Source organism: Streptomyces sp. NPDC127190, assembly GCF_042672505.1.
Taxonomy (GTDB): domain Bacteria; phylum Actinomycetota; class Actinomycetes; order Streptomycetales; family Streptomycetaceae; genus Streptomyces.
This window is the reverse complement of sequence record NZ_JBHXVE010000003.1, coordinates 360,310-382,378: the sequence shown is the minus strand read 5'-3', so window position 1 is coordinate 382,378 and position 22,069 is coordinate 360,310. Positions and strand designations below refer to the sequence as shown.

Genomic DNA, 22,069 nt, shown 5'->3' with positions numbered 1-22,069 from the left:
GACACCCCGCGCCACGGTTAGTAGCCCGGGGCGCGCGCGCCCCCCCCACCGGCCGGCCCGCGCGGGCAGCCGGGGGGGGCCCGCGTCGCGTCGCGTCGGCTTACCGGAACTTCCGGCTGGTCGCCAGGTAGACCTCCTTGGCGTTCGCGCCGAGGCGCGGACCGGTGACGTAGGTCCGGCGGTCGCTCAGGGAGTTGTTGGAGACGAGGTACGTACGGCCGTTGTGGCTCATGAACCAGGGGCCGCCCGAGGCGCCGCCGTTCATCGTGCAGCCGATCATGTACTGCGCCGGGTACGAGCTGGGGTAGCTGTACCCGAGCACCGCGCGCTTGGTCGCGCCACGGCAGTCGTAGATCTTCGAGCCGTCGTACGGGGACTCCGCGGGGTAGCCGCGCACCTTCATGTTCTTGATCTTGTTGGCGGCCGGGGCGTTGAACCACACCGGAAGCGCCGAACCGATGCTCTCCTGGAGGGACTTGTGGCCACTCTCCGGCTTCACGTGGATCACGGCGTAGTCGTACGCCGAGGCCACCGTCCCCTCGTGGGCGCCGCCCTTGATCCACGTCCCGGAGGTGGTGGCCCAGTCCGCCCACCAGATGCCGTAGGGCGAGACGGCCCTGGAGCGGATGTTCTGTCCGGCCTGGCTGATGTTGTACCGGCCGGTGTTGTCGAACGACGGAACGAAGGCGATGTTGCGGTACCAGCCGCCGCCCTTGCCCGCGTGCACGCAGTGCCCTGCCGTCCACACCAGGTTGGACTTGCCCGGGTGCGCCGGGTCGGTGACCACCGCACCGGAGCACACCATGTCACCCTGCGGCGTGCTGAAGAACAGCTTGCCGACGGGCGCCGCGTAGTGGTGGTACGTCGTCGCGACCCGGGTGGCGGCCTTGCGCTTCACCAGACCGTCGGGCGCGTACATGTACGTGCGGCGGCCGCCACCGGTGCTGGTGTTGCGCGCCACGGTGACCCCGGGAATGCTGGCCGCGGCCTTGGCGACCCGCTCCGGCGTCCAGAAGTCCTTGATGTACGGGTTGGTGAAATCCTCGGCCCGGGACTTCCAGTGGCTGAAGTCCTTCCAGCCACCGTTCTTCCACTTCTGCATGGCCTGGCCGGTCAGCTGGGTGGGCACACCGGCCGGCAGCTTGAAGCCGCCGAGCGACGTCCCGCCGTCCTCTCCGGTGTCGACGCCCGGATCCTTCTGGCCCGCCCCCTGCGACGACGAGGCGGACGCCTTGGCACCCTCGCTGTCCTTGTTGTTGCAGGCCGTGGTGGTCACCATGACCGCGGCGATCACGGCGGCGGCGGCCGCGATGCCGCGGCGGCGTATGAATGGCATGGAGCTGGGTCCCCCTGTGGCTGATTCTTGTCATGCTCCGGCTTGGCTGGAGCCACCCCACTATGCACGGGCGCGGACGCGGAAAGATCATGGGGGGACGGCCGTACACAAGAGCTACATGACCGAAATCCTTCCGTGACATGACGTCACCTCGGACCGCCCGCATGGTTACGGGGTGTCAGGAGAGCGAGTCGGGGCGTACGTCATGGAGGCCGCGGGCCCCGGTATTGCGTTGTGGGTCCGGGGGTGACGTCCTAAGGTCACCGGAATGTCTTTGCGTCTTCGTATGCGTCAAGCACTGCCCGAAGCCATGCGTGCCCGTGACAAGGCCGCGGTGAGCGCTCTGCGCGCGACCCTTGCCGCGCTGGACAACGCCGAGGCGGTGCCCGTCGACGAGACCGGGCCGCGCGGCTCGGCCCTCGAGCACACGCCGGTCGGTGTCGGCGTCACCGAAGCGGCGCGGCGCGAGCTGAGCGAGCGCGGCGTGGTGGACGTCGTGCGCGCCGAGGCTGCCGAGCGGCTGGCGGCCGCGGCGCACCTGACCGCTCCCGCGCACGCCGACCGGGCCGCACGGCTTCGCGCGGAGGCCGCCGTACTGCTGCGCTTCCTCGACGGGCCCGCGGGTGCATAGCGGCGGCTGCCGGGGAGGCGGATAGGTCGCTGGCAGAATATTTCGGTGACCGTTGTAATCTTGGGGGTATGGCCACCCGTACGAGTCCCCACCCGCCCACCAGGAGCTGGGCCGCACTGCTCACCGCCGAGCGGCCGCGGCCCGAAGGGATAAGGTCGCGGCCCAACGGCTGGTGGCTGGCCGTCGGCACGGTCTGCTTCGGCGCCTTCATGGGCCAGCTGGACGCCAGCATCGTCACGCTGACGTACGGCAGCCTGCGCACCGATTTCCACACCTCGCTGGCGGCGGTGGAATGGGTGTCCCTGGCCTATCTGCTCACCCTGGTGGCGCTGCTGGTGCCCGCCGGCCGGCTCGCCGACGCGCACGGCCGCAAGCTGCTGTACCTGTACGGGTTCGCCGTCTTCACCCTCGCCTCCGCCGCCTGCGGCCTCGCCCCCACGCTGCTCGCGCTCGTCGCCTTCCGCGTGGTCCAGGCGGCCGGCGCGGCCCTGATGCAGGCCAACAGCGTGGCCCTGGTGACCACCAGCGCCCCGCGCGGGAGGATGCGCAGCGCGCTGGGCGTGCAGGCCGCCGCCCAGGCCCTCGGACTGGCGCTGGGACCGACGGTCGGCGGGGTGCTGGTGTCGACGCTGGGCTGGCGATGGGTGTTCTGGGTGAACGTGCCGGTCGGCCTGGTCGCCCTGGTGAGCGGCCACTATCTGCTGCCGCGCACCCGGGCCCGGACGAAGGCCGCCGGTTTCGACTGGCCCGGGCTGCTGCTGCTCGCGGTCGCCAGCACGAGCGCCTTGATGGGCGTGTCCGCGGCCTCCGGCCTCGCGGTGCCCGGCTGGGGCGTGGCCCTGCTCTTCGCGGCGGCCGCCGGTGCCGGCTGGGCCTTTGTGCGCAGGCAGCAGCGGGCCGCGGCGCCGCTGCTGGACCTGGCCCTGCTGCGAGTGCGGGCGGTGGCGTTCGGGCTGCTCGGGGCGCTGAGCGGCTATCTGGTGCTGTTCGGGCCGCTGGTGCTGGTGCCGGTCGTGCTCACCGCGCGGGGCTCCTCGGAGCTGACCGCGGGCCTGGTGCTCACGGCGCTGCCCGCCGGGTTCGCGCTGGCCGCGACCGGCGCCGACCGGCTGCTGCCGTCCGTGTCGGCGGACCGCGAGCGGTGCCTGGCCGGGGCCGCCCTCTTCGCCCTGGCGGTGGCCGCGCTGCTGGTCGTACCGCTCACCACGGGCTGGCTGGTGCCCCTGCTGGTGCTGACCGGGCTGGGGCTGGGCACCTTCACCCCGGCCAACAACGCCATGATCATGGGTGCGATCCCGGCTCGCTGCTCCGGGACCGGCGGGGGGCTGCTCAACATGACCCGCGGACTCGGTACCGCGCTCGGCGTCGCCCTCGTCACCCTCGCCCTGCACCTGGTGGGCGGCGGGGGGCAGCACGGCGCGCGATGGGCGGCCGGCACCCTCCTGGCGGCCTCCGCCCTGGCCGTCGCCTCGGCATGGCTGAGCCCGGGCGGCCGCCCTCGCCGCGTGTGAGCCCGGGACCGTCGCACGGGAACAATTCCGGCGCACCGGGCGCTGCTCTGTGTACCCGGCTGTACCCACAGGGGTATGGGGGCCGTCCTGTCCGGCGGCCGCCGGGACGACCGGTGGAGGAGCGTGGGACCCATGGAAACGGCGCACACGGACCAGCCGCACCCGGCCGAGGAACACCTCGTGACCACGTGCGGGCGAAGGATCGCCGTACGACGTCTCCACCTCGGCCTGCCGGACCGGGCCGTCGGCCGGATCACCCTGGACGTGGGCGAGGACTGCGGCGGCGAGCCCGGGGTGTGGGCGGCGCTCACCCCCGACGAGGCACGCGACCTGGCCCGGCTGCTCCTCGGAGTGGCGGAAGCCGCCGACGACCACCGCTGACGCGCGGGGCCGCGGGGCAGCGCCGGTCGGCCTGCCGTCGTACCCCGCCCGTCTCTCGTTGCCCCCGGCGGAAGAGGCCCGGCCGCGACCGGTGTCCCACCGCAGAGCGCAACCGCCCAGCCGCACGGCGCCGAGGTACACCGGCTCGCTGCCACCCGTGTCGCCGGTGACGCCTGCGCCGTCGATGTCCGCGGGCACCGCCTCCGGGCCGGCCGGCCACCCCGAGGCGGGCGGCCCGGACACGGGGCCGACCCCCACCGCACTGTTCGCCGCCGCCCTGGCAGCGTGCCTCGCCTTCTGCGCCGGCCGCTGCCTCGACCTCACGGTCTGCCGCGCGCGGGGCTCCGGGTGAGCACCGAGTTCGTCATGGCCGGCGCCGACCGCCCCGTGTCGCCTCCATGCGCGTCGTGGCGGTCCCGCCGCCGGAACGCGACGACCGGCGCCGCGCCGCACTGCTGGCAGTCGCCTCGCACTGCACGGGCCGCAACCCTCTCGAACGGCACCCCGCGGTCGCCGTCGAACCGGCGGCGCCCTGAGCGTGCGGGGCGGCTCTCAGCGGGCCCGCAGTGCGGCGAGTGCCACGTCCAGGTCGGCCGTGCGGGGGCGGTTGTGGGGGAGCTTGCCGAGCAGGACCGCCATGCCGCAGGTGTCGGTGAGGGCGGAGAAGACGAGGCCGCCCGCGACACCGGCCGAGAGCAACGCGAAGGCGGGGTGTACCAGCAGGGCGAGGAGCAGCCCCGGCAGCACCAGCGTGCCCGCGGTGAAGCGGACCTGCCGTTCCATGCTCCAGCCGGCCCGCGTGGCGCAGGCCGCGGGCCGGTGCAGATCGTGCCCCTCGGCGGCCCACGCGCTGGTGCCCCCGGTGAGGGTGGCGGCCGGTACGCCCTGCTCGGCCAGGATGCGGCAGGCGTTCTCGGAGCGGGCGCCGGACGCGCACACCGTGAGGACCTCGCCGCGCCGGGCCGCCTGCCGGATCTCCGGCAGCGCGCGGCGAAGGCGGTCCAGGGGGATGTTGAGGGCACCGGGCAGATGGCCGGAGGCGTACTCGCGGGGCGTGCGTACGTCGATGACGGTCAGCTCGTGCAGTCGCTCGTGGGCCTGGTCGGTGGTGAGGGTGCTGGGGGTGACGGGAGGTGTCATGACAGCTGTGATCCTTGTGAGGGCCGGAGGTTGTCGTCGTCGTCCCGATTCGGGACGTACAGTACCCCTAGGGGTATTGCTGTGGAGGAGTGATCGTGGAACTGGAGCTTGAGGGTGCGTCGTTGAAGGCGGTGCTGAACCGGCTGCGCCGGGCGCAGGGCCAGATCTCCGGGGTGATCCGGATGATCGAGGAGGGCCGCGACTGCGAGGAGGTCGTCACCCAGCTGGCCGCGGCCTCGCGGGCACTCGACCGGGCCGGTTTCGCGATCATCGCCACCGGGCTCCAGCAGTGCGTGGCGGACATCGAGTCCGGCCGCAAGACGGGGGAGGACTCGGAGCAGATGCGGTCCCGGCTGGAGAAGCTCTTCCTGTCGCTGGCGTGAGGCCGGCGGGGGGCCTCAGACCACCGCGTCGACCAGCATGAACCCGGCCACGGCCAGCAGCACCAGAGCGAACACCCGTTGCAGCGCGGCTCCGGGCAGCTTCGCCGACAGCCGCTTGCCGTCCCACGCGCCCAGCACCGCCGCCCCGGCGAACGGGCCGATGAGGGACCAGTCGAGGCCGCTCGCCGTACCGGCGCGCAGGGCCAGCGCGGCGAGCGAGTTGACGCTGATGACCAGCAGGCTGGTACCCACCGCCGCCCGCATGCGCAGGCCGACGACGTTGACCAGCGCGGGGACGGCGAGGAAGCCGCCGCCGACACCGAGGACGCCGGTGACCGTGCCCAGCCCGGCCCCGGCCGCCGCCGCCCGCCCCGGCCGTACCGGCGCGGAGGCTCCGGGCGCCGGGCGGCGCCGGAGCATGGGGAGCGCGGCGGCGACCGCGACCCCGGCGAAGGCGACGGTCAGGGCGGCGGCCGGCAGCCGCCCGGCGAGCGCCCCGCCGAGCATCGCCGGCCCGATCCCGGCCGCCGCGAAGAACAGCCCCGTACGCCACTGGACCCGGCCGTCGCGGGCATGCGCGAACAGCGCGGTGCCCGATGTGACGCTGACGATGACCAGGCTGGCGGTGGTGGCCGCGACCGGGGTGAAGCCGAGCAGATAGATCAGGGCGGGGACGGCCAGGACGCTGCCGCCGCCCCCGAGCGCGCCGAGCGCGAGACCGATGACGGCCCCCGCCACCAGCGCCAGCACCACCGCGCTCACGTGACGGTCCCTGCCCTGTCGTCCCCGTCCACCGTCGGCAGTCCCGCCGCGGCCCGGACCGGCATGCCGCCGACGACGTCCACGGCGTCGACGGCTTCGACGCCCCTCGCGCGCAGCAGTCCGGCGGCCTGCCGGGACCGGTTGCCCGAGCGGCATATCACCGCGACGGGCCCGGCCTGCGCCACCGAGGGCAGCCCGGCACCGGCACCCGGCGCGCGCCCGGCCTGCCGCTCGTGGGGTTCGCGGACGCCGGGCAGTACGGCCGTGCCGTCGCTCCCGGCGGCATGCCCGGTGCGGGCGGCCGCCTCCTGCACGGTCGCGCCCCCGGGGCCGCCGCGGCCTCGGAAGATGTTCATTTCTCTCGCTCCTGTGCGCTCCGGGTGCTCCGCGCGCCCGGTCACGGGGTCCGCACGGTGAGCCCGGCCCGCTCGGCCGCGTCGAAGGAGTCGTCCACCGCGACGACGTCCCGGCCGGCCGCGTCGAGCAGCGAGGCGGCGACGGCGGCGCGCATGCCGCCCGCGCAGTGCACCCACACCTGCCCCTCGGGGACGTCGCCGAGGCGCCGGCGCAGCGCGTGCACGGGGATGTGCACCGAACCCTCGATGAAGCCGTTCGCCCGCTCGGAGTCCCTGCGGACGTCCAGGACGACGACGCCGTGCCCGGAGTGCCGCGCGAGGTCGGCGAAGCGGGCCCGCGGAAAGGACGCGAGGGACTCGCCCTCGCGCACCCAGCGCGCCGGTTCCCCGGTGGCCGCGGCGGCCGGACGTTCGATGCCGACGCGCACCAGCTCGCGCTGGGCGGCGGCGAGTTGCCCGGGTGACTCGGCGAGCAGGGTCACCGGCCTGCCCCACGGGATCAGCCAGGCCAGGTAGGTGGCGAGCTGTCCCTCGGCCTCGAAGTTGAAGGAGCCCGCGACATGGCCCGCGGCGAAGGCGACGCGGTCGCGCAGGTCGACCACCCACTCGCCGGCGGCCAGCCGGGCGGCGATCTCCTCGGCGTCGGCGACGGCGGGCGGGGTGAGGTCGACGGGCGCGGGCCCGGCGGCGTTGGCCGGGCTCATGTGGGCGTAGTAGGCGGGGATGTCGTCCAGCCCGGCCAGCAGTTCGGCGACGAAGGTGTCCACGTCCCGGGTCAGGGCCGCGTTGGACGCCTTCTCCTTGCCGATGGTGGTGGCCTCGCCCTCCGCCCGCCCCGAGGAGCAGAAGCTGCCGAAGCCGTGCGTGGGCAGCACCGTGGTGTCGTCGGGCAGTTCGGCAGCCAGCCGGTGCGCGGAGGCGTGCTGGGCGCGGGCGAGGTGCCGGGTCAGCCGGGGTTCGACCAGGTCGGGCCGGCCGACCGCGCCGATCAGCAGCGAGCCGCCGGTGAACGCCGCGACGGCCGTGCCGTTCTCCTCCAGGACGTAGGAGGTGTGGTGCGGGGTGTGGCCGGGGGTGGCCAGCGCGCGCAGGGTCAGCGCGGCGGCCGCGTCGATCTCCGTGCGGTCGCCGTCGTGCACCGGGGTCCGCTCGTACGACACCTCGGCCGCGGCCGGCACCAGGTAGGCGGCGCCGGTGAGGCGGGCCAGCTCCAGGCCGCCGGTGACGTAGTCGTTGTGCAGGTGTGTCTCGACCACGTGGGATATCCGCACCCCGCGCCGTGCCGCTGCCGCGATCACCTGGTCGATGTCCCGTGGCGGGTCGACCGCTACGGCGCTGTGCGCACCGCCGGCCAGATAGCTGCGGTTGCCGAGCCCGGCGATCTCGATGGTGTCGATGAAGAACACGGGAGTGCTCCCTTCCGGTGAATCCGGTGAAAAATTACCCCCGGGGGTATCTGCTTCGACGGTAGCATGAGTACCCCGGGGGGTATTTTGGGTCCGGTGTCGGGTACCCATCGACACCGCGGACCGGTACGGCACAGCTCCGCACCGCACAGAAAGGCCAGGTCATGCGCTACGACCGCAGCGTCCACCTCGACACCGACTTCGCCACCGCCGTCGCCCGGGTCCGGGAGGCCCTGGCCGCCCAGGGATTCGGCATCCTCACCGAGATCGACGTCACCGCGACGCTCAAGGCCAAGCTCGACCAGGACATGGAGGACTACGTCATCCTCGGCGCCTGCAATCCTCAGCTCGCCCACCGTGCTCTGGACGCGGACCGCACCGTCGGCCTGCTGCTGCCCTGCAACGTGGTCGTCCGTACCGACGGCGACGGCATCGCCGTACAGGCCCTGGACCCGGACACGATGGTCGGCCTGACCGGACTGGACGCGCTCCGGCCGGTCGCCGAGGAGGCCACCCGCCGCCTCGACGCCGCCCTGGCCGCACTCACCGCAGCCGACCCGGGGCACTGAGCCGCCCCGTACGCACGACACCCACCGGCACGGCGGACGCACCGGCCGTCCGAGCCGCGGACAGCCGGGCCGGGCGGGTCGGCGGCACGGCTAGGCTTGCCGCATGTCCGCGCAGCCCCGTACCGACGTCTCCTCGCCTTCTCCCGGCGGCGGTTCGTCGCCCGGCACCGGGGGCGGGGAGCCGCAGGCCCGTCTTCTCACCGAGGCGGTGACCCGGCTGCGGCGCGCGCTGCGCTCCTCGATCCGCACCGACTACCCGTGGGAGACCCTGCCCATGGCGCAGGTCGAGCTGTTGCAGGTGCTCGGCGAGCACTCGCCCGCGCGGATCAGCGATCTGGCGTCCCGGCGGCGCCTGGCCGTGAGCACGGTCAGCGGGCTGATCGGTCAGATGATCACCGCCGGGCTGGTCGCCCGGGACGTCGACTCCGCCGACCGCCGGGCCTCCGTCGTGACCCTCACCGACGCGGGACGGGAGAAGCTCGACGCCTGGACCACCGCCCACGAACGCCGGATCGACGCGGCGCTCGCCGCCCTCGACGACACCGCCCGGGCGGCCATCGCCGACGCGCTGCCCGCCCTCTTCCAACTCGCCGAACACCTCGGCGAACCGGGCGAGGGCACGCCGTCGGCCTGAACGGCCACCGCGTCCGCCATCCCCCGGCACGCCGCTTCGGCCGGTGCCCGGTGGGGAACTCGGCGTCCGGAACGGGCGGAACGCCGACCGGTGGAGGAGGTGCCGTCGCCGTGGACGACTGGGAGATGTGGGAGATGCGCGACGAGGTACCGCTGTCGTCGCGTGAGCGGCTGACGCTGGTGCTGATCGAGGCGGAACTGAGCCGGGACCGCGGGTTCGCCCGCCGGATGGGCGCGGCACGGCGCGAGGTCTGGCTGCCGCTGGCGGTGGCGCTGCTGGCGGTCGCCTCGCTGTTCGTCGCCGTCATGGGCGTCCGCACCTCGGACGCCGGGCTCCTGTGGTGCTTCGCGGTGTTGTGGCCGATGACCCTCTGCCAGGCGTTCCGGCTGCTGTGCCGGGCGGCCCGGCACCGGCCGGGCTCCACCGACCGCGTCACCCCCTGGATGTGACGGCACCCCTGCCTGATGCACCCCGGGGGGGGGGGCGGGGGGGGGGGGCGCGGGGGGGGGGGGGGGGCGCGGGGCGCGGGGGGGGGGGGCGGCGCGCGCCCCGCCCGCCCCCCCCCCCCCCGGCCGCCCCCGCGGGTGAGCCCCCGCCGCGGCCACCCCCGCGCCGCGGCCGCCGATAGCACCGCCCGCGCGCGCGCCCCGGGGTGTGTCGACGCTCGGGACGGGCGCGTTCAGCCCTCCTTGCCCCGGCCGCTCAGCGCGTCCCGCATCCGGTCGACCAGGCCCGCCCCCGGCGCCAGCAGCTTGTTGGCCGGCGGGGTGTCGGGCGCCGACGGGTGCGGACGGGTCGGCGCGGTCTTCTTCGCCCGGCGCACCTTGTCGCCCAGGTCCATCAGCGCGTCGGGCGGACAGGCGGACTCCAGCCTCGGGAAGAGGTTCTGCTCCTCGTCCTGCACATGCGACCGGATCTCGCGCATCAGCTGCGTCATCAGCGTGTCGAACCGCGGGTCGTCCGCCTGGCAGCCCTCCAGATCCTTCATGATCTGTTCGGCCTGCGCGTGATCCTCCAGCTCCTTGTCGGCCAGCGCGTCCCCGCCCGGTACATGCTCGCGCACCGCGGGGTACAGATAGGCCTCCTCCGCGACGGAGTGCCGCACCAGCTCGATCGTGGCCTGGTCGGCGAGGTTCTTGCGTTCCGGGGAGCCGGGCGGCAGCGCCTCGATACGGCCGAAGAGCTCCTCGACCTCACGGTGGTCGGTGGTCAGCTCATTGATGACGTTTCCGCCGTGACCCATGTCATTACCTCCTGCGAGATCTGCGGGGCATCACGGCGGGCCGTGAACGGCCCGCCGTCGCCGCGCCGAGTGCCCCGCGTACGGCCCGCTACACGGCCCTCCCGCCGCCGGTCAGCGCATCGAGTGGCGGGCCGCGGCCGTCCGGCCGCATTCCGACAGCGCCCACTCCCACCAGTGGTCCAGCACCTCCTCGTCCAGCGCCCCCGCCTCCACCAGCGCCGGCCGGCCCAGCGTCCGCGCCTGCGCGCCGACCTTCGCGCCGCCCGCCACCGGGTCCACGGCGATCACCGGAGTGCCGGTGCGCAGCGCCAGCACCAGGCCGTGCAGCCGCGTGGTGACCACCACGTCGAAGCGGGACACGAGGGCGAGGAACTGCTCGGCCGTGCCGCACAGCCGCCAGTCGCCCGCGGCCGGCCGGGTGTCGGCCGCGACCCGGCGCAGTCCTTGCCGGCCAGCCGGCCCGTGCTCCGCGCGTTCACCTCCTCGTGCCGGCGGCGGGCGCCGTACTCGCCCTGCCCGGACGAGAGCACCACGCCGGCCACCGGCGGCGGCGGACCCACGGGGGCGCCGGCGGCGAGGTCTGGCCGGGCCGGGGCCGACGTGCCGTCCCGGGCCAGGATCTCGTGGAAACCGGTGACCGCGGGATCCGCCGGATCGACGACCGAGACCCCGGCCGCCAGTCGCCGACAGGTCCTGAACCTGGCATGGAGCGCGGCCACCTGCGGCCCGTGCACCGGACCGCACACGAAGAGCAGCACGTCGTACGCCCCCGGTCGCGCCGTCTCCAGTGACAGCGCGCCGGGCCGGAAGACGGGGCTCCACGCGGTGTCGTACCGGATGCCCGCCCCGGTCAGCGCCTGCGCCAGGTGCCGCTGCGCGAGCACGTCACCGGCCGTCGCCTCACCGTCCCGGAAACTGAACCAGCCGGTCAGCAGCACCCGTTGCGGGTCCGGCCGGGCGCGCACAGCCTGCGCAGCACCGCCGCCGCGGCGTCGTCGTGCATGACCCTCTCCACCGTGCTATGAGATCTCCGGAGTCGCGCGAGTACCCGGCATTGCGGACAATTAGAATCCAACGTGTGAAACCAACTGGCAGGGAAACTCAGCTGCCAGTGCCGTCCAGCCAGCGGCGGCCGACCCGGGCGGTCCTCGAGAATCCGTGGGACCGGCCCCGGTGTTCTCCCTTCCCGAGCGGGCCGACGACATCGGGCCCCGCGGACGCGGCACGCGCCGAACGCCCATGACAGGGGCGCCGACCAGGCGCGGCACCACGCGGACGCCGCGGGCGACGCGGACGTAAGGAACAGCTCCCATGACTGGTGACACACCGTTCTCCTGGCGGCGCGCCCTGGTGACCGGCGGCGCCGGCTTCCTCGGCTCGCATCTGTGCGAGCGGCTGCTGGATTCAGGCGTCGAAGTCGACTGCGCCGACAACCTGGCCTGCGGGCGCCGCGAGAACATCGCCCACCTTCAGGACCGGCCGGGCTTCCGGTACGTGCACTGCGACGTCTCCGCGACCGGCTGCGCCGAGCTGCTCACCGGGCCGTACGACCTCGTCCTCCACTTCGCCTGCCCGGCCTCGCCCGCCGACTATCTGCGGCTGCCCCTGGAGACCCTGGACGTGGGCAGCCTCGGCACCCGCAACGCGCTGGCGATCGCCGCCCGCGACGGCGCCCGCTTCCTGCTCGCCTCCACCTCCGAGGTGTACGGCGACCCGCTGGTGCACCCGCAGCACGAGGGCTACTGGGGCAACGTGAACCCGATCGGGCCGCGCAGCGTCTACGACGAGTCCAAACGCTTCGCCGAGGCCCTGGTCACCGCCCACGCCGGCACCCGTGGCACCGACGCCGGGATCGTGCGGCTGTTCAACACCTACGGGCCGCGCATGCGCGCCCACGACGGCCGCGCGGTGCCCACCTTCATCTGCCAGGCCCTGGCCGGCGAACCCCTCACGGTCACCGGCGACGGCAGCCAGACCCGCTCGCTGTGCTACGTCGACGACACCGTCGACGGCATCCTGCGGGTGGCCCAGAGCAGGTCCGTGCGGCCCGTGAACATCGGCGGCAGCGACGAGATCACCGTGGCCGAGCTGGCCCGGCGCGTCGTCGCCCTCACCGGCTCCCGCTCCCCGATCGCGTTCGTCGACCGGCCCGTCGACGACCCCGGCCGGCGCCGCCCCGACACCGCCCTCGCACGCGAGCTGCTCGGCTGGTCGCCGCAGGTGCCCTGGGAGGAGGGCCTGAAGCAGACCATCGCCTACTTCGCCGCCCAGCAGCCGCCGGCGCCCGACGGCCAGCCGGTGCCGCGGTCCTGACCCCGCCCCCTCGCCGCCCAGGAGACAGCGCATGCACGTCCTCGGTATCAACGCCCTCTTCCACGACCCGGCCGCCGCCCTGATCACCGACGGCACGGTCGTGGCGGCGGCGGAGGAAGAGCGGTTCTCGCGCCGCAAACACGGCAAGCGGCCCGTACCCTTCTCCGCCTGGGAGCTGCCCGAGCAGTCGGCCCGCTGGTGCCTGGAGCAGGCCGGCCTCACCCCGTCCGACCTGGATGCCGTCGCCTACTCCTACGACCCCGCGCTCGCCCGCCCCGCCGAGGAGATGGGCCTGCACGACCCCTGGGACCAGCTGCGCCAGACCTACGCCCGCGAGGCCCCGGACTTCCTCGCCGAGGCCCTGCCCGGACTCGACCCCGCCAAGGTCCGCTTCGTCCCGCACCACGTGGCGCACGCCGCCTCCGCCGGGCCCGTCTCGCCGTACCCGGACTGCGCCGTCCTGGTCCTGGACGGCCGCGGCGAGTGCGGCTCCCACCTGGCCGGCCGCTACGCCGGCCGCGAGCTGACCGTGCTCGCCACCCAGCAACTCCCGGACTCCCTCGGCCTGTTCTACGAGGACCTCACCCAGCACCTCGGCTTCCTGCGCAGCAGCGACGAGTTCAAGGTGATGGCGCTCGCCTCCTACGGCGCCCCGCGCTTCGCCGGCCGGCTGCGCGCGTACGTCGAGGCCGGCGACGACGGCGGCTTCCGGGCCCGCCCGGTGCCCTGGGCCGACCTCGTCCCGCCGCGCCCGCCCGGCGGCACCTGGAGCCAGGACCACGCCGACCTCGCGGCCAGCGCCCAACTCTGCCTGGAGGAGGCCATGCTGGCCCTCGCCCGCTGGCTGCGCGCCCGCACCGGCGAGGACGCCCTGGTCATGGCCGGCGGAGTCGCCCTCAACTGCGTCGCCAACACCCGGCTGTGGCGGGAGAGCGGCTTCCGGCACATCTGGGTCCAGCCCGCCGCCGGAGACGCCGGTACGGCCCTCGGCGCGGCCGCGCACATCGCCGGCCAGAAGGACACCCTGGAGCCGATGCCCACCGCGGCGCTCGGCCGGGGCTGGAGCGACGACGAACTGCGCGCCTGGCTGGAGCGGGCGGCCGTACCGTACGAGGAGCCCGCCGACATCGCCGAGACGGCCGCCGAGGCACTCGCCGCCGACGGGATCGTCGCCTGGTTCCAGGGGCGCAGCGAGTACGGGCCGCGCGCACTCGGGCACCGCTCGCTGCTCGCCCACCCCGGGCACGCGGTGAACCTGGAGCGGCTCAACGCGGTCAAGGGACGCGAGGAGTTCCGGCCCGTCGCGCCCATGGTGCTCGCCGAACGCGCGGCCGAGATCTTCGACGGGCCGCTGCCCAGCCCGCACATGCTGTTCGTGCACGAGGTGGCCGCCGACTGGAAGGACCGCATCCCGGCGGTCGTGCACGTCGACGGCACCGCCCGCATCCAGACCGTCGACCGCGCCCAGGAGCCGCTGGTGGCCCGGATGATCGACGGCTTCGAACGGCGCACCGGGCTGCCGGTGGTGGTCAACACCAGCCTCAACACCGCCGGCCGGCCCATGGTGGACGACCCCCGGGACGCCCTGGAGTGCTTCGGCTCCGCACCGGTCGACCTGCTGGTGCTCGGCCCGTTCGCGGTCCGGCGCGGAAAGGCCTTCGCATGACCGACGCGCCCGCCTACACCGTCGTCGTCCCGACGATCGGCCGCCCGTGCCTCGCCGAGTGCCTGCGCGCCCTCGCCGAGGGCACCACCGCACACGCCCCGCACGAGGTGGTCGTCGTCGACGACCGGCCCGCGCCCGACGGCGACCTGCCGCTGGAGCAGGCCGGGCAACTGCTCGACCGGGTCCGCACCCTGCGCACCGGCGGCCGCGGACCGGCCGCCGCCCGCAACGCCGGCTGGCGGACCGTGCGCACCCCCTGGACCGTCTTCCTCGACGACGACGTCCAGGTGCTGCCCGACTGGTCCGGGCTGCTCGCCGCGGACCTGCGGGCGGCCGGCGAGGACGTCGGCGGCATCCAGGGGCAGCTGCGTGTCCCCCTGCCCCTGGACCGCCGGCCCACCGACTGGGAACGCACCACCAAGGGCCTGGAGAACGCCGCCTGGGCCACCGCCGACATGGCCTACCGGACCCGGGCGCTCACCCGCGTCGGCGGCTTCGACGAACGTTTCCCCCGCGCCTTCCGGGAGGACGCCGATCTCGCCCTGCGCATCCAGCGGGCCGGCTGGGAGCTGGTCCGCGGCACCCGGGTCACCCGGCACCCGGTCCGCCCCGCCCACTGGTGGGCCTCGCTGCCCGCGCAACGCGGCAACGCCGACGACGCGCTGATGAACCGCCTGCACGGCCGCGACTGGTGGGCCCGCGCCCAGGCACCCCGCGGCCGGCTGCCCCGCCATGTCATGGTCACCGGCGCCGCGCTCGCCGCCGCCGGCTGTGCCCTGGCCGGCCGCCGCCGCACCGCCACCGCCTGCGCGGCCCTGTGGACGCTGGGCACCGCCGAGTTCGCCCTCGCCCGCATCCTGCCCGGCCCCCGCACCGCCCGCGAGATCGCCGGCATGCTCGGCACCAGCGTGCTGATCCCGCCGCTCGCCGTACGGCACTGGCTGCGCGGAGCGGTCCGCCACCGCAACGCCGGCCCCCTGGGAGGTGCGGCCGAGTGAGTACCGTCCACGCCGTACCGCTCGCCGCCGTCCTGTTCGACCGCGACGGCACCCTGGTGGCGGACGTGCCGTACAACGGCGATCCCGGCCGGGTCCGGCTGCTGCCCGGCGCGGCCGAGGCCGTCGCCCTGGCGCGGTCGGCCGGGCTGGCCACCGGGGTGGTCAGCAACCAGTCCGGCATCGGCCGCGGTCTGCTCAGCACGGCGCAGGTGCAGCGGGTCAACGCGCGCGCCGATGCGCTGCTCGGCGGCCTGGACACCTGGCTGTTCTGCCCGCACGCCCCGGACGCCGGCTGCGACTGCCGCAAGCCCCGGCCCGGGCTGATCCTCGCGGCCGCCGCCCGGCTCGGCGTCCCGCCCGCGGCCTGCCTGGTGATCGGCGACATCGCCACCGACGTCCTGGCGGCCCAGGCGGCGGGCGCCCGCGCCGTCCTCGTCCCGAACGCGGCCACCGCCCCCGAGGAGACGACCCGCTTCGCCGCCGTCACCGCCCCGGACATCCACACCGCGGTCCGCGACGCGCTCCGGGCAGATGGGCGCGACGCCCTCCGGGCCCATGGGCGCGACGCCCTCCGGGCCCATGGGCGCCTGACACCGGGACAGTGCTCCACGTGGGGCGGGGGCCCGGCGACAGCGACGCCTGAGCCGCCCACCGGCGGCCCGTCACCGGGCCGGCGCTCCTCGCCGGACGAAGGCCCGGCGACTGAGATACCCGCTTCGCTCGATGGTTGCCCGGCCCCGGGCCGGCGTTCCTCGCGGGCCGGAGGCCCGGGGGCCGGAACGCCTGCGGCGCTCGATGGTCGCCCGGCCCCGGGCCGGTGTTCCTCGCGGGACGAAGGCCCGGGAGCTGCCCTGTCCGCCGCGCCCGAGGCTTGCCCGACGCCGGGCTGGCGCCCCTCGCGGGAGGGCCGTCCGGTGGCCGCCACGTCCGCCGTATCCGACAGCCCTCCGGCGCCGGGCTGGTCCCTCTCCTGGGACGAGTCTCCGGGAGTTGCCCCGCCCGGCGCGCCCGAGACGGGCCCGGCGGCAACGCACGTACCCCTGATACCCGGGAGGTGGTCGGCGTGAGGTCTCTCGTCGTCCGGCTCGACAGCTTCGGGGACGTTCTGCTCGCCGGGCCCGCCGTGCGTGCCGTCGCCGCGCACTCCGCGCATGTCACCCTGCTCTGCGGCCCGCGCGGTGCGGACGCCGCCCGGCTGCTGCCCGGTGTCGACGACGTCCTGGTGTGGGAGGCCCCCTGGGAGGGCTTCGAACCGCCCCCGGTGATCCCGGCCGACATCGACGCCCTGGTCGGCCGGCTGCGCGCCGCCGCCTACGACGCCGCCCTGATCCTGACCTCCTTCCACCAGAGCCCGCTGCCCACCGCGCTGCTGCTGCGGCTCGCCGGGATCGACCGGATCGGCGCCGACAGCGTCGACCACGCCGGACGGCTGCTGGACGTCCGCCACCGGCGGATCCCGGGCCGCCACGAGGCGGAGGCGGCCCGGGACACGGCCGCCGCCATGGGGTTCCTGCCGCCGCCCGGCGACGACGGCCGGCTGCGCGTCCTGCCGCCCCCGGACACCGGAAACCTGACCGGCAACGGCCCGTACCTCGTGCTGCACCCGGGCGCCAGCGCCCCGGCCCGGGCCTGGAGTCCGCGGCGCTGCGCCGAGGCGGTCGCCCTGCTCACCGACGCCGGGCACCGCGTGGTCGTCACCGGCGGCCCCCACGAGACCGTGCTCACCCGGTGCGTGAGCGGCGACCTGGCCGTGGACCTCGGCGGCCGGACCACCCCCCGCACCCTCGCCGGCGTGCTCCGCATGGCCGACGTGGTGATCAGCGCCAACACCGGCCCCGCCCATCTCGCCGCCGCCGTCGGCACCCCGGTCGTCTCCCTGTTCGCGCCGGTCGTCCCGGCCGACCGCTGGGCGCCGTACGGCGTCCCCGTGATCCTGCTCGGCGACCAGTCGGCGCCGTGCGCGGACACCCGGGCGCTGACCTGCCCGGTGCCCGGCCACCCCTGTCTGGACGAGGTCACCGGACAGGACGTGGTGCGCGCGGTGCACAAGCTCATCCAGGAGCGCCGCTCATGAACATCCTCGTCTGGCACGTGCACGGATCCTGGCTCACCGCCTTCGTGCAGGGCCCCCACACCTACCTGGTGCCGGTCACCGAGGACCGTGGACCCGACGGGCTGGGCCGGGCCGTCACCTGGGACTGGCCGAGCACCGTGCGGGAGCGGACCCCGGGGGAGCTGCGGGACACCCCCATCGACCTGATGGTCCTCCAGCGCCCGCACGAACCCGACCTCGCCCTGCGCTGGACCGGCCGCCGCCCCGGCGTGGACGTGCCCGCCGTGTACGTCGAGCACAACAGCCCCGACGAGAGCGCCGAGCGGCAACTCCACCCGCTGGCCGGGCAGTCCCGCATCCCCCTCGTCCATGTCACCCACTTCAACCGGCTGATGTGGGACAACGGCCGGGCACCCACCGAGGTCGTGGAGCACGGCATCATCGACCCCGGCCACCGCTGGACCGGCACCGAGCGGCGCGCCGCCGTCGTCGTCAACGACCCCGTGCGCAGGGGCCGTACGACGGGAACCGACCTGCTGCCCCGGTTCGCCCGGTCCGCACCCCTGGACGTCTTCGGGATGCGCACCGAAGGGCTCGCCGAGCACCTCGGACTGCCCCCCGAGCGCTGCCGCACCCGCGACCTGCCCCAGCACGGACTCCACCGCGAGCTGGCCCGCTGCCGCCTCTATCTGCACCCCGTGCGCTGGACCTCGCTCGGCCTGTCCCTGCTGGAGGCCATGTTCCTCGGCATGCCCGTGGTCGCACTCGACACCACCGAGGTGCGGGAGGCGGTACCCGAGGGAGCCGGGGTCGTCTCGAACCGCCTCGACGTACTGGAGGACGCCGTACGGACCTTCCTCGCCGACCCCGAGCACGCCCGCCGCACCGGCGCGGCCGCCCGGGCCGCGGCCCAGGCCCGCTACGGAGAGCGGCGCTTCCTGGACGACTGGGAACGCCTGATCAAGGAGGTCACCCGATGAGCCGCATTCCGCACACGGCCGGGCGCGTCGCCATGGTCTCCGAGCATGCCAGCCCGCTGGCCGCGCTCGGCGGACCGGACGCGGGCGGCCAGAACGTGTACGTGGCACAGACCGCCCGGCAACTCGCCAGAAACGGATACCGGGTCACGGTGTACACCCGGCGGGACGCGGCGGGCCTGCCGGACCGGGTGACCCTCATCGACGGAGTGCAGGTGGTGCATGTGCCCGCCGGCCCGCCCGCACCCCTGCCCAAGGACGAACTCCTGCCCCACATGGCCGAGTTCGGCGCCTTCCTGGCCCGGCAGTGGGCGGCGAACCCGCCCGACGTGGTGCACTCCCACTTCTGGATGTCCGGCCTCGCCGCCCTCACCGGCACCCGCGGCCTCGGCATCCCCGTCGTCCAGACCTACCACGCGCTCGGCACCGTGAAGAAGCGCTACCAGGGCGCCGCCGACACCAGCCCCGCCGAACGCCTCGCCATCGAGGAGGCCATCGGCCACGAGTGCGCCCGGATCATCGCCACGTGCAGCGACGAGGTGGCCGAGCTGAAGGCCATGGGCCTGCCGGAGGACCGGATCAGCGTCGTACCGTGCGGTGTCGACCCGGACCAGTTCGCGCCCGCCGGCCGCACCCGCCCGCCCGGCGCCCGCCGCCGGCTGCTGGCCGTCGGCCGGCTCGTGCCCCGCAAGGGCTTCGACCGCGCCATCCGCGCCCTGGCCGGCGTCCCCGACGCCGAACTGCTCATCGCGGGCGGGCCCGAGGCGGACCTGCTCGGCTCCGACCCCGAGGCGGCGCGCCTGTACGGCATCGCCGGCGAGTACGGCGTCCTCGACCGCGTCACCCTGCTCGGCGGGGTCGGCCGGGCCCGGATGCCCCGGCTGATGGCCGGCGCCGACCTGGTGCTGTCCCTGCCGCTGTACGAGCCGTTCGGCATCGTCCCGCTGGAGGCCATGGCCTGCGCCACACCGGTCGTGGCCACCGCGGTCGGCGGCCAGCTCGACACGGTCGTGGACGGCACCACCGGCGTCCTGGTCCCGGCCGACGACGACTACGACCTCGGCGCGGTCGTCCGCACCCTGCTCGCCGACCCCGACCGGCTCGCCCGCTACGGGGCCGCCGGCCGGCAACGGGTGCTGACGCACTACACCTGGGACCGGGTCGCCGAAGGGGTCGCCGGGGTCTACAGCGAGGTGTCCCCGGTCCGCTCCCTGTCGGGGGTGGTCCGATGAAGGCCGCGGCCCACCTGCGCACCGACCGGCGCGCCGAGCCGTGCGCCGCCCAGGACAGCGCGCACTGCGACGACCTCGCCAAGGCCCTGGAGGCGTTCCGCGAGCACGGCCCGCGCATCGAACGCTGGGGCGCCGAACTCGCCCGCCGCCTGGGCTCCGGGGCCCGGCTGCTGGTCGCCGGCAACGGCGGCAGCGCCGCCCAGGCACAGCATCTGACCGCCGAACTCGTCGGCCGCTACCGCGAGGACCGGCCGCCGTTCTCCGCGGTCGCCCTGCACGCCGACACCTCCTCCACCACCGCGATCGCCAACGACTACGGCGTCCAGGAGGTGTTCGCCCGGCAGACCGCCGCCCACGGCCGCCCCGGGGACGTGCTCCTGCTGCTGTCGACCAGCGGCGCGAGCGCCAACCTGCTGGCCGCCGCCGAGCGCGCCCACCGGCTCGGTCTGACCGTGTGGGCGCTGACCGGACGGGCCCCCAATCCGTTGCAGCTCGGCGCGGACGACACGGTGTGCGTGGACGCCCCGGTCGCCGCCACCGTGCAGGAACTGCACCTGGTCGCCGTGCACATGCTCTGCGAGTCCTTCGACCGGGCGGTCGAGCGCGGCACGGTCGGCCCGGGGGAGGCGAACGGCACCGACGGCAAACCCGGTGTCGTCGGGCGGCTCGTCGGCCGCGCCCGGACCGTCGGCCGGTCCGTGGACGGCACCCCGGCGGCCCCCAGGAAGGGACACGCATGAACGCCTCGCACACCCGTCTGGTCGTGGTCGGCGACGCCCTGCTCGACCACGACCTGTGCGGCCGGGCCGAGCGGCTGGCCCCGGACGCGCCCGTGCCGGTCGTACACGGCACCCGGCGCAGCTCGCGGCCCGGCGGCGCGGCCCTCGCCGCCTGCCTCGCGGCCGCCGACGGCCGGCCGGTCACCCTCGTCACCGCCCTCGGCGACGACCCGGCCAGCACCACCCTGCGCGAACTCCTCGCCGGCCGGGTCGACCTGGTGGAGGTGCCGCTGGACGGCGCGCTCAGCAGCAAGACCCGGGTGCTGGCCGGCGACCGGCCGCTGCTGCGCCTCGACGACGGCGACGGACGCGCCCGCGCGGCCACCGACGCGGCCGTGGCCGCCGTGACCGGAGCGGACGGCGTCCTGGTCGCCGACTACGGCCGGGGCACCGCCGACGTCGTGCGGGACGCCCTGGCGCACACGCCCGCCCCGATCGTCTGGGACCCCCATGTACGCGGCCGGCCGCCGGTGCCCGGCGTCCGCCTCGCCACCCCCTCCGCGCAGGAGGCCCGCGCCTTCGCCCGGCACCTGGACGAAAGTGAGGGGCCCGGCGAGGAGGCCGGGCTGCGCACCGCCGCGCGCGACGCCCGCACCCTCGTACGGGCCTGGCAGGCGCGGGCCGTCGCCGTCACCCTCGGCGAGCGCGGTGCGCTCCTCTCGTACGGCGAGACGCCGCTGCTGGTGCCGACGCCGGCCGCCGCCTCCGGCGATCCCTGCGGCGCGGGCGACCGGTTCGCCTCGGCCGCCGCGGGCCTGCTCGCCGACGGCGCCCTCACCGAGGACGCCGTCCAGGCCGGCGTGCACGCGGCCACCCGTTACGTCGCCGAGGGCGGCGCCCGCGCGGTCGCCGCGCCCGAGGAGTCCGGGCCGCCGGCGGAGGCAGCCGTCGACGGCGACACCACCGCCGACGCCCTCCGTACCGCCGCCCGGGTCCGCGCCGCGGGGGGCACCGTCGTCGCCGCGGGCGGCTGCTTCGACCTGCTGCACGCCGGACACGTCGCCCTGCTCCAGGCCGCCCGGCGGGCCGGTGACTGCCTGATCGTCTGCGTCAACTCCGACGCGTCGGTACGCCGCCGCAAGGGCGACGGCCGCCCGCTCGTCCCGGTCGCCGACCGGGTCCGGGTGCTGCGCGCCCTGGAGTGCGTGGACGCGGTCGCCGTCTTCGCCGAGGACACCCCCGAACGCATCCTCGGCGACCTGCGCCCGCACATCTGGGCCAAGGGCGGCGACTACGCCCGGACCATGCTGCCCGAACAGCCCCTGGTGGAGAGCTGGGGCGGCCAGGTCCTGCTGCTGCCCTACCTCGACGGCCGCTCCACCACCACCCTCGCCCACCGAGCCGCCCACACCCCCACCCCGGCGGCAAACCCATGACCCCACCCCGCGCTGCTCCGGGGGCCCGGCCCTGCCTGGCTCGCCTGCCCGTCCCGGTCACGCGGCCGCGCCCCGGACCGCGCCTCCACCCCGCCGGTAAGGCCATGCCTCGGCTCGTGCTCCCGCCTGGCCGGGCGGCTGTGCCCCGGGCCGTGCCGCTGCCCCGGTGGCACGTCCATGGCCCGTCCCGCGCCGCTCCGGTGGCCCGGCCCTGCCGGGCTCGCGCGCCTGCCGTGGCCCCGAGGCCCTGCCCGGCTCGCGCCCGCTGTCCCGGCCGTGAGGCCATGCCCCGGGTCGGCGCCCCCGCACTGGGGGCAAGGCCG

At 75.4% G+C, this 22,069-nt stretch carries 26 protein-coding genes; 18 read left to right on the top strand and 8 right to left on the bottom strand.

The features are described from left to right. Nucleotides 1-100: 100 nt before the first annotated feature. Complete coding sequence (locus ACFVIU_RS07505; protein WP_385841214.1) at nucleotides 101-1,336, bottom strand: trypsin-like serine peptidase; 1,236 nt, start codon at nucleotides 1,334-1,336, stop codon at nucleotides 101-103. Nucleotides 1,337-1,646: 310 nt separating this feature from the next. Here ACFVIU_RS07505 and ACFVIU_RS07500 point away from each other — a divergent pair, with 310 nt between their 5' ends. From ACFVIU_RS07500 to ACFVIU_RS07480, 5 genes are all read left to right on the top strand, one after another. After that, the gene (locus tag ACFVIU_RS07500) at nucleotides 1,647-1,967 is read left to right on the top strand and encodes a hypothetical protein (protein WP_385841350.1); all 321 of its coding nucleotides are present in this window, start codon (nucleotides 1,647-1,649) and stop codon (nucleotides 1,965-1,967) included. 68 nt (nucleotides 1,968-2,035) lie between these two features. Next, the gene (locus tag ACFVIU_RS07495) at nucleotides 2,036-3,478 is read left to right on the top strand and encodes an MFS transporter (protein ID WP_385841213.1); all 1,443 of its coding nucleotides are present in this window, start codon (nucleotides 2,036-2,038) and stop codon (nucleotides 3,476-3,478) included. Nucleotides 3,479-3,610: 132 nt separating this feature from the next. Next, complete coding sequence (locus ACFVIU_RS07490) at nucleotides 3,611-3,859, top strand: hypothetical protein (protein WP_385841212.1); 249 nt, start codon at nucleotides 3,611-3,613, stop codon at nucleotides 3,857-3,859. 166 nt (nucleotides 3,860-4,025) lie between these two features. After that, nucleotides 4,026-4,211 carry a hypothetical protein gene (locus ACFVIU_RS07485; RefSeq protein ID WP_385841211.1) on the top strand — a complete coding sequence of 62 codons (186 nt, stop codon included), beginning with the start codon at nucleotides 4,026-4,028 and terminating at the stop codon, nucleotides 4,209-4,211. A 55-nt stretch (nucleotides 4,212-4,266) separates the two neighbouring features. Further along, on the top strand, nucleotides 4,267-4,395 hold the full coding sequence (locus ACFVIU_RS07480) for a hypothetical protein (protein WP_385841210.1): 129 nt from the start codon (nucleotides 4,267-4,269) through the stop codon (nucleotides 4,393-4,395). A gap of 16 nt (nucleotides 4,396-4,411) precedes the next feature. On the opposite strand, the gene ACFVIU_RS07475 is transcribed toward ACFVIU_RS07480, so the two are convergent. After that, nucleotides 4,412-4,999, bottom strand: a complete 588-nt coding sequence (locus tag ACFVIU_RS07475) for a rhodanese-like domain-containing protein (RefSeq protein WP_385841209.1) — start codon at nucleotides 4,997-4,999, stop codon at nucleotides 4,412-4,414. Between the two features lie 95 nt (nucleotides 5,000-5,094). On the opposite strand from ACFVIU_RS07475, the gene ACFVIU_RS07470 reads away from it, so the two are divergent. Continuing rightward, on the top strand, nucleotides 5,095-5,382 hold the full coding sequence (locus ACFVIU_RS07470) for a metal-sensitive transcriptional regulator (RefSeq protein ID WP_385841208.1): 288 nt from the start codon (nucleotides 5,095-5,097) through the stop codon (nucleotides 5,380-5,382). 15 nt (nucleotides 5,383-5,397) lie between these two features. On the opposite strand, the gene ACFVIU_RS07465 is transcribed toward ACFVIU_RS07470, so the two are convergent. Genes ACFVIU_RS07465 through ACFVIU_RS07455 form a run of 3 tightly spaced genes read right to left on the bottom strand, consistent with a single transcriptional unit; the run spans nucleotide 5,398 to nucleotide 7,906 of the window. Beyond that, nucleotides 5,398-6,144 carry a sulfite exporter TauE/SafE family protein gene (locus tag ACFVIU_RS07465; protein WP_385841207.1) on the bottom strand — a complete coding sequence of 249 codons (747 nt, stop codon included), beginning with the start codon at nucleotides 6,142-6,144 and terminating at the stop codon, nucleotides 5,398-5,400. Next, nucleotides 6,141-6,500 carry a rhodanese-like domain-containing protein gene (locus tag ACFVIU_RS07460; RefSeq protein WP_385841206.1) on the bottom strand — a complete coding sequence of 120 codons (360 nt, stop codon included), beginning with the start codon at nucleotides 6,498-6,500 and terminating at the stop codon, nucleotides 6,141-6,143. The genes ACFVIU_RS07465 and ACFVIU_RS07460 overlap by 4 nt, the downstream gene beginning before the upstream one ends. Nucleotides 6,501-6,541: 41 nt before the next feature. Continuing rightward, nucleotides 6,542-7,906, bottom strand: a complete 1,365-nt coding sequence (locus ACFVIU_RS07455; protein ID WP_385841205.1) for a rhodanese-like domain-containing protein — start codon at nucleotides 7,904-7,906, stop codon at nucleotides 6,542-6,544. 164 nt (nucleotides 7,907-8,070) lie between these two features. Here ACFVIU_RS07455 and ACFVIU_RS07450 point away from each other — a divergent pair, with 164 nt between their 5' ends. The 3 genes from ACFVIU_RS07450 to ACFVIU_RS07440 all read left to right on the top strand — a co-directional run bounded on the left by ACFVIU_RS07450 (nucleotide 8,071) and on the right by ACFVIU_RS07440 (nucleotide 9,558). Next, nucleotides 8,071-8,475, top strand: a complete 405-nt coding sequence (locus ACFVIU_RS07450; RefSeq protein ID WP_385841204.1) for a DUF302 domain-containing protein — start codon at nucleotides 8,071-8,073, stop codon at nucleotides 8,473-8,475. Between the two features lie 103 nt (nucleotides 8,476-8,578). Beyond that, nucleotides 8,579-9,109 carry a MarR family winged helix-turn-helix transcriptional regulator gene (locus ACFVIU_RS07445; protein WP_385841203.1) on the top strand — a complete coding sequence of 177 codons (531 nt, stop codon included), beginning with the start codon at nucleotides 8,579-8,581 and terminating at the stop codon, nucleotides 9,107-9,109. Between the two features lie 110 nt (nucleotides 9,110-9,219). Then, complete coding sequence (locus tag ACFVIU_RS07440; protein ID WP_385841202.1) at nucleotides 9,220-9,558, top strand: DUF3040 domain-containing protein; 339 nt, start codon at nucleotides 9,220-9,222, stop codon at nucleotides 9,556-9,558. Between the two features lie 230 nt (nucleotides 9,559-9,788). Here the strand turns inward: ACFVIU_RS07440 and ACFVIU_RS07435 are convergent, their stop codons facing one another. The 3 genes from ACFVIU_RS07435 to ACFVIU_RS07425 all read right to left on the bottom strand — a co-directional run bounded on the left by ACFVIU_RS07435 (nucleotide 9,789) and on the right by ACFVIU_RS07425 (nucleotide 11,317). After that, the gene (locus tag ACFVIU_RS07435) at nucleotides 9,789-10,352 is read right to left on the bottom strand and encodes a hemerythrin domain-containing protein (RefSeq protein WP_385841201.1); all 564 of its coding nucleotides are present in this window, start codon (nucleotides 10,350-10,352) and stop codon (nucleotides 9,789-9,791) included. A 111-nt stretch (nucleotides 10,353-10,463) separates the two neighbouring features. Further along, nucleotides 10,464-10,712: a polysaccharide pyruvyl transferase family protein gene (locus ACFVIU_RS07430; protein WP_385841200.1), complete on the bottom strand. Its 249-nt coding sequence runs from the start codon at nucleotides 10,710-10,712 to the stop codon at nucleotides 10,464-10,466. Continuing rightward, nucleotides 10,637-11,317 carry a hypothetical protein gene (locus ACFVIU_RS07425; protein WP_385841199.1) on the bottom strand — a complete coding sequence of 227 codons (681 nt, stop codon included), beginning with the start codon at nucleotides 11,315-11,317 and terminating at the stop codon, nucleotides 10,637-10,639. The genes ACFVIU_RS07430 and ACFVIU_RS07425 overlap by 76 nt, the downstream gene beginning before the upstream one ends. Nucleotides 11,318-11,663: 346 nt before the next feature. Here ACFVIU_RS07425 and ACFVIU_RS07420 point away from each other — a divergent pair, with 346 nt between their 5' ends. The 9 genes from ACFVIU_RS07420 to ACFVIU_RS07380 are packed head-to-tail and all read left to right on the top strand — an operon-like array spanning nucleotide 11,664 to nucleotide 21,746. Then, nucleotides 11,664-12,665 (top strand): NAD-dependent epimerase/dehydratase family protein, encoded by a 1,002-nt coding sequence (locus ACFVIU_RS07420; RefSeq protein WP_385841198.1) that lies wholly within the window; start codon nucleotides 11,664-11,666, stop codon nucleotides 12,663-12,665. Nucleotides 12,666-12,696: 31 nt separating this feature from the next. Further along, a complete protein-coding gene (locus ACFVIU_RS07415; protein WP_385841197.1) occupies nucleotides 12,697-14,331 on the top strand; it encodes a carbamoyltransferase in 1,635 nt (544 codons plus the stop codon). Continuing rightward, entirely contained in the window at nucleotides 14,328-15,329 is a 1,002-nt protein-coding gene (locus tag ACFVIU_RS07410; protein ID WP_385841196.1) for a glycosyltransferase family 2 protein, read from the top strand. Before ACFVIU_RS07415 ends, ACFVIU_RS07410 begins: the two co-directional genes overlap by 4 nt. Then, nucleotides 15,326-16,396 carry an HAD-IIIA family hydrolase gene (locus ACFVIU_RS07405; protein ID WP_385841195.1) on the top strand — a complete coding sequence of 357 codons (1,071 nt, stop codon included), beginning with the start codon at nucleotides 15,326-15,328 and terminating at the stop codon, nucleotides 16,394-16,396. Before ACFVIU_RS07410 ends, ACFVIU_RS07405 begins: the two co-directional genes overlap by 4 nt. Further along, a complete protein-coding gene (locus ACFVIU_RS07400; protein WP_385841194.1) occupies nucleotides 16,393-17,403 on the top strand; it encodes a glycosyltransferase family 9 protein in 1,011 nt (336 codons plus the stop codon). Before ACFVIU_RS07405 ends, ACFVIU_RS07400 begins: the two co-directional genes overlap by 4 nt. After that, the gene (locus ACFVIU_RS07395) at nucleotides 17,400-18,362 is read left to right on the top strand and encodes a glycosyltransferase (protein WP_385841193.1); all 963 of its coding nucleotides are present in this window, start codon (nucleotides 17,400-17,402) and stop codon (nucleotides 18,360-18,362) included. The genes ACFVIU_RS07400 and ACFVIU_RS07395 overlap by 4 nt, the downstream gene beginning before the upstream one ends. Further along, nucleotides 18,359-19,591 carry a glycosyltransferase gene (locus tag ACFVIU_RS07390; protein WP_385841192.1) on the top strand — a complete coding sequence of 411 codons (1,233 nt, stop codon included), beginning with the start codon at nucleotides 18,359-18,361 and terminating at the stop codon, nucleotides 19,589-19,591. Before ACFVIU_RS07395 ends, ACFVIU_RS07390 begins: the two co-directional genes overlap by 4 nt. Beyond that, complete coding sequence (locus ACFVIU_RS07385) at nucleotides 19,588-20,331, top strand: SIS domain-containing protein (protein WP_385841191.1); 744 nt, start codon at nucleotides 19,588-19,590, stop codon at nucleotides 20,329-20,331. Before ACFVIU_RS07390 ends, ACFVIU_RS07385 begins: the two co-directional genes overlap by 4 nt. After that, nucleotides 20,328-21,746 (top strand): PfkB family carbohydrate kinase, encoded by a 1,419-nt coding sequence (locus ACFVIU_RS07380; RefSeq protein WP_385841190.1) that lies wholly within the window; start codon nucleotides 20,328-20,330, stop codon nucleotides 21,744-21,746. Before ACFVIU_RS07385 ends, ACFVIU_RS07380 begins: the two co-directional genes overlap by 4 nt. Nucleotides 21,747-22,069 lie beyond the last annotated feature (323 nt).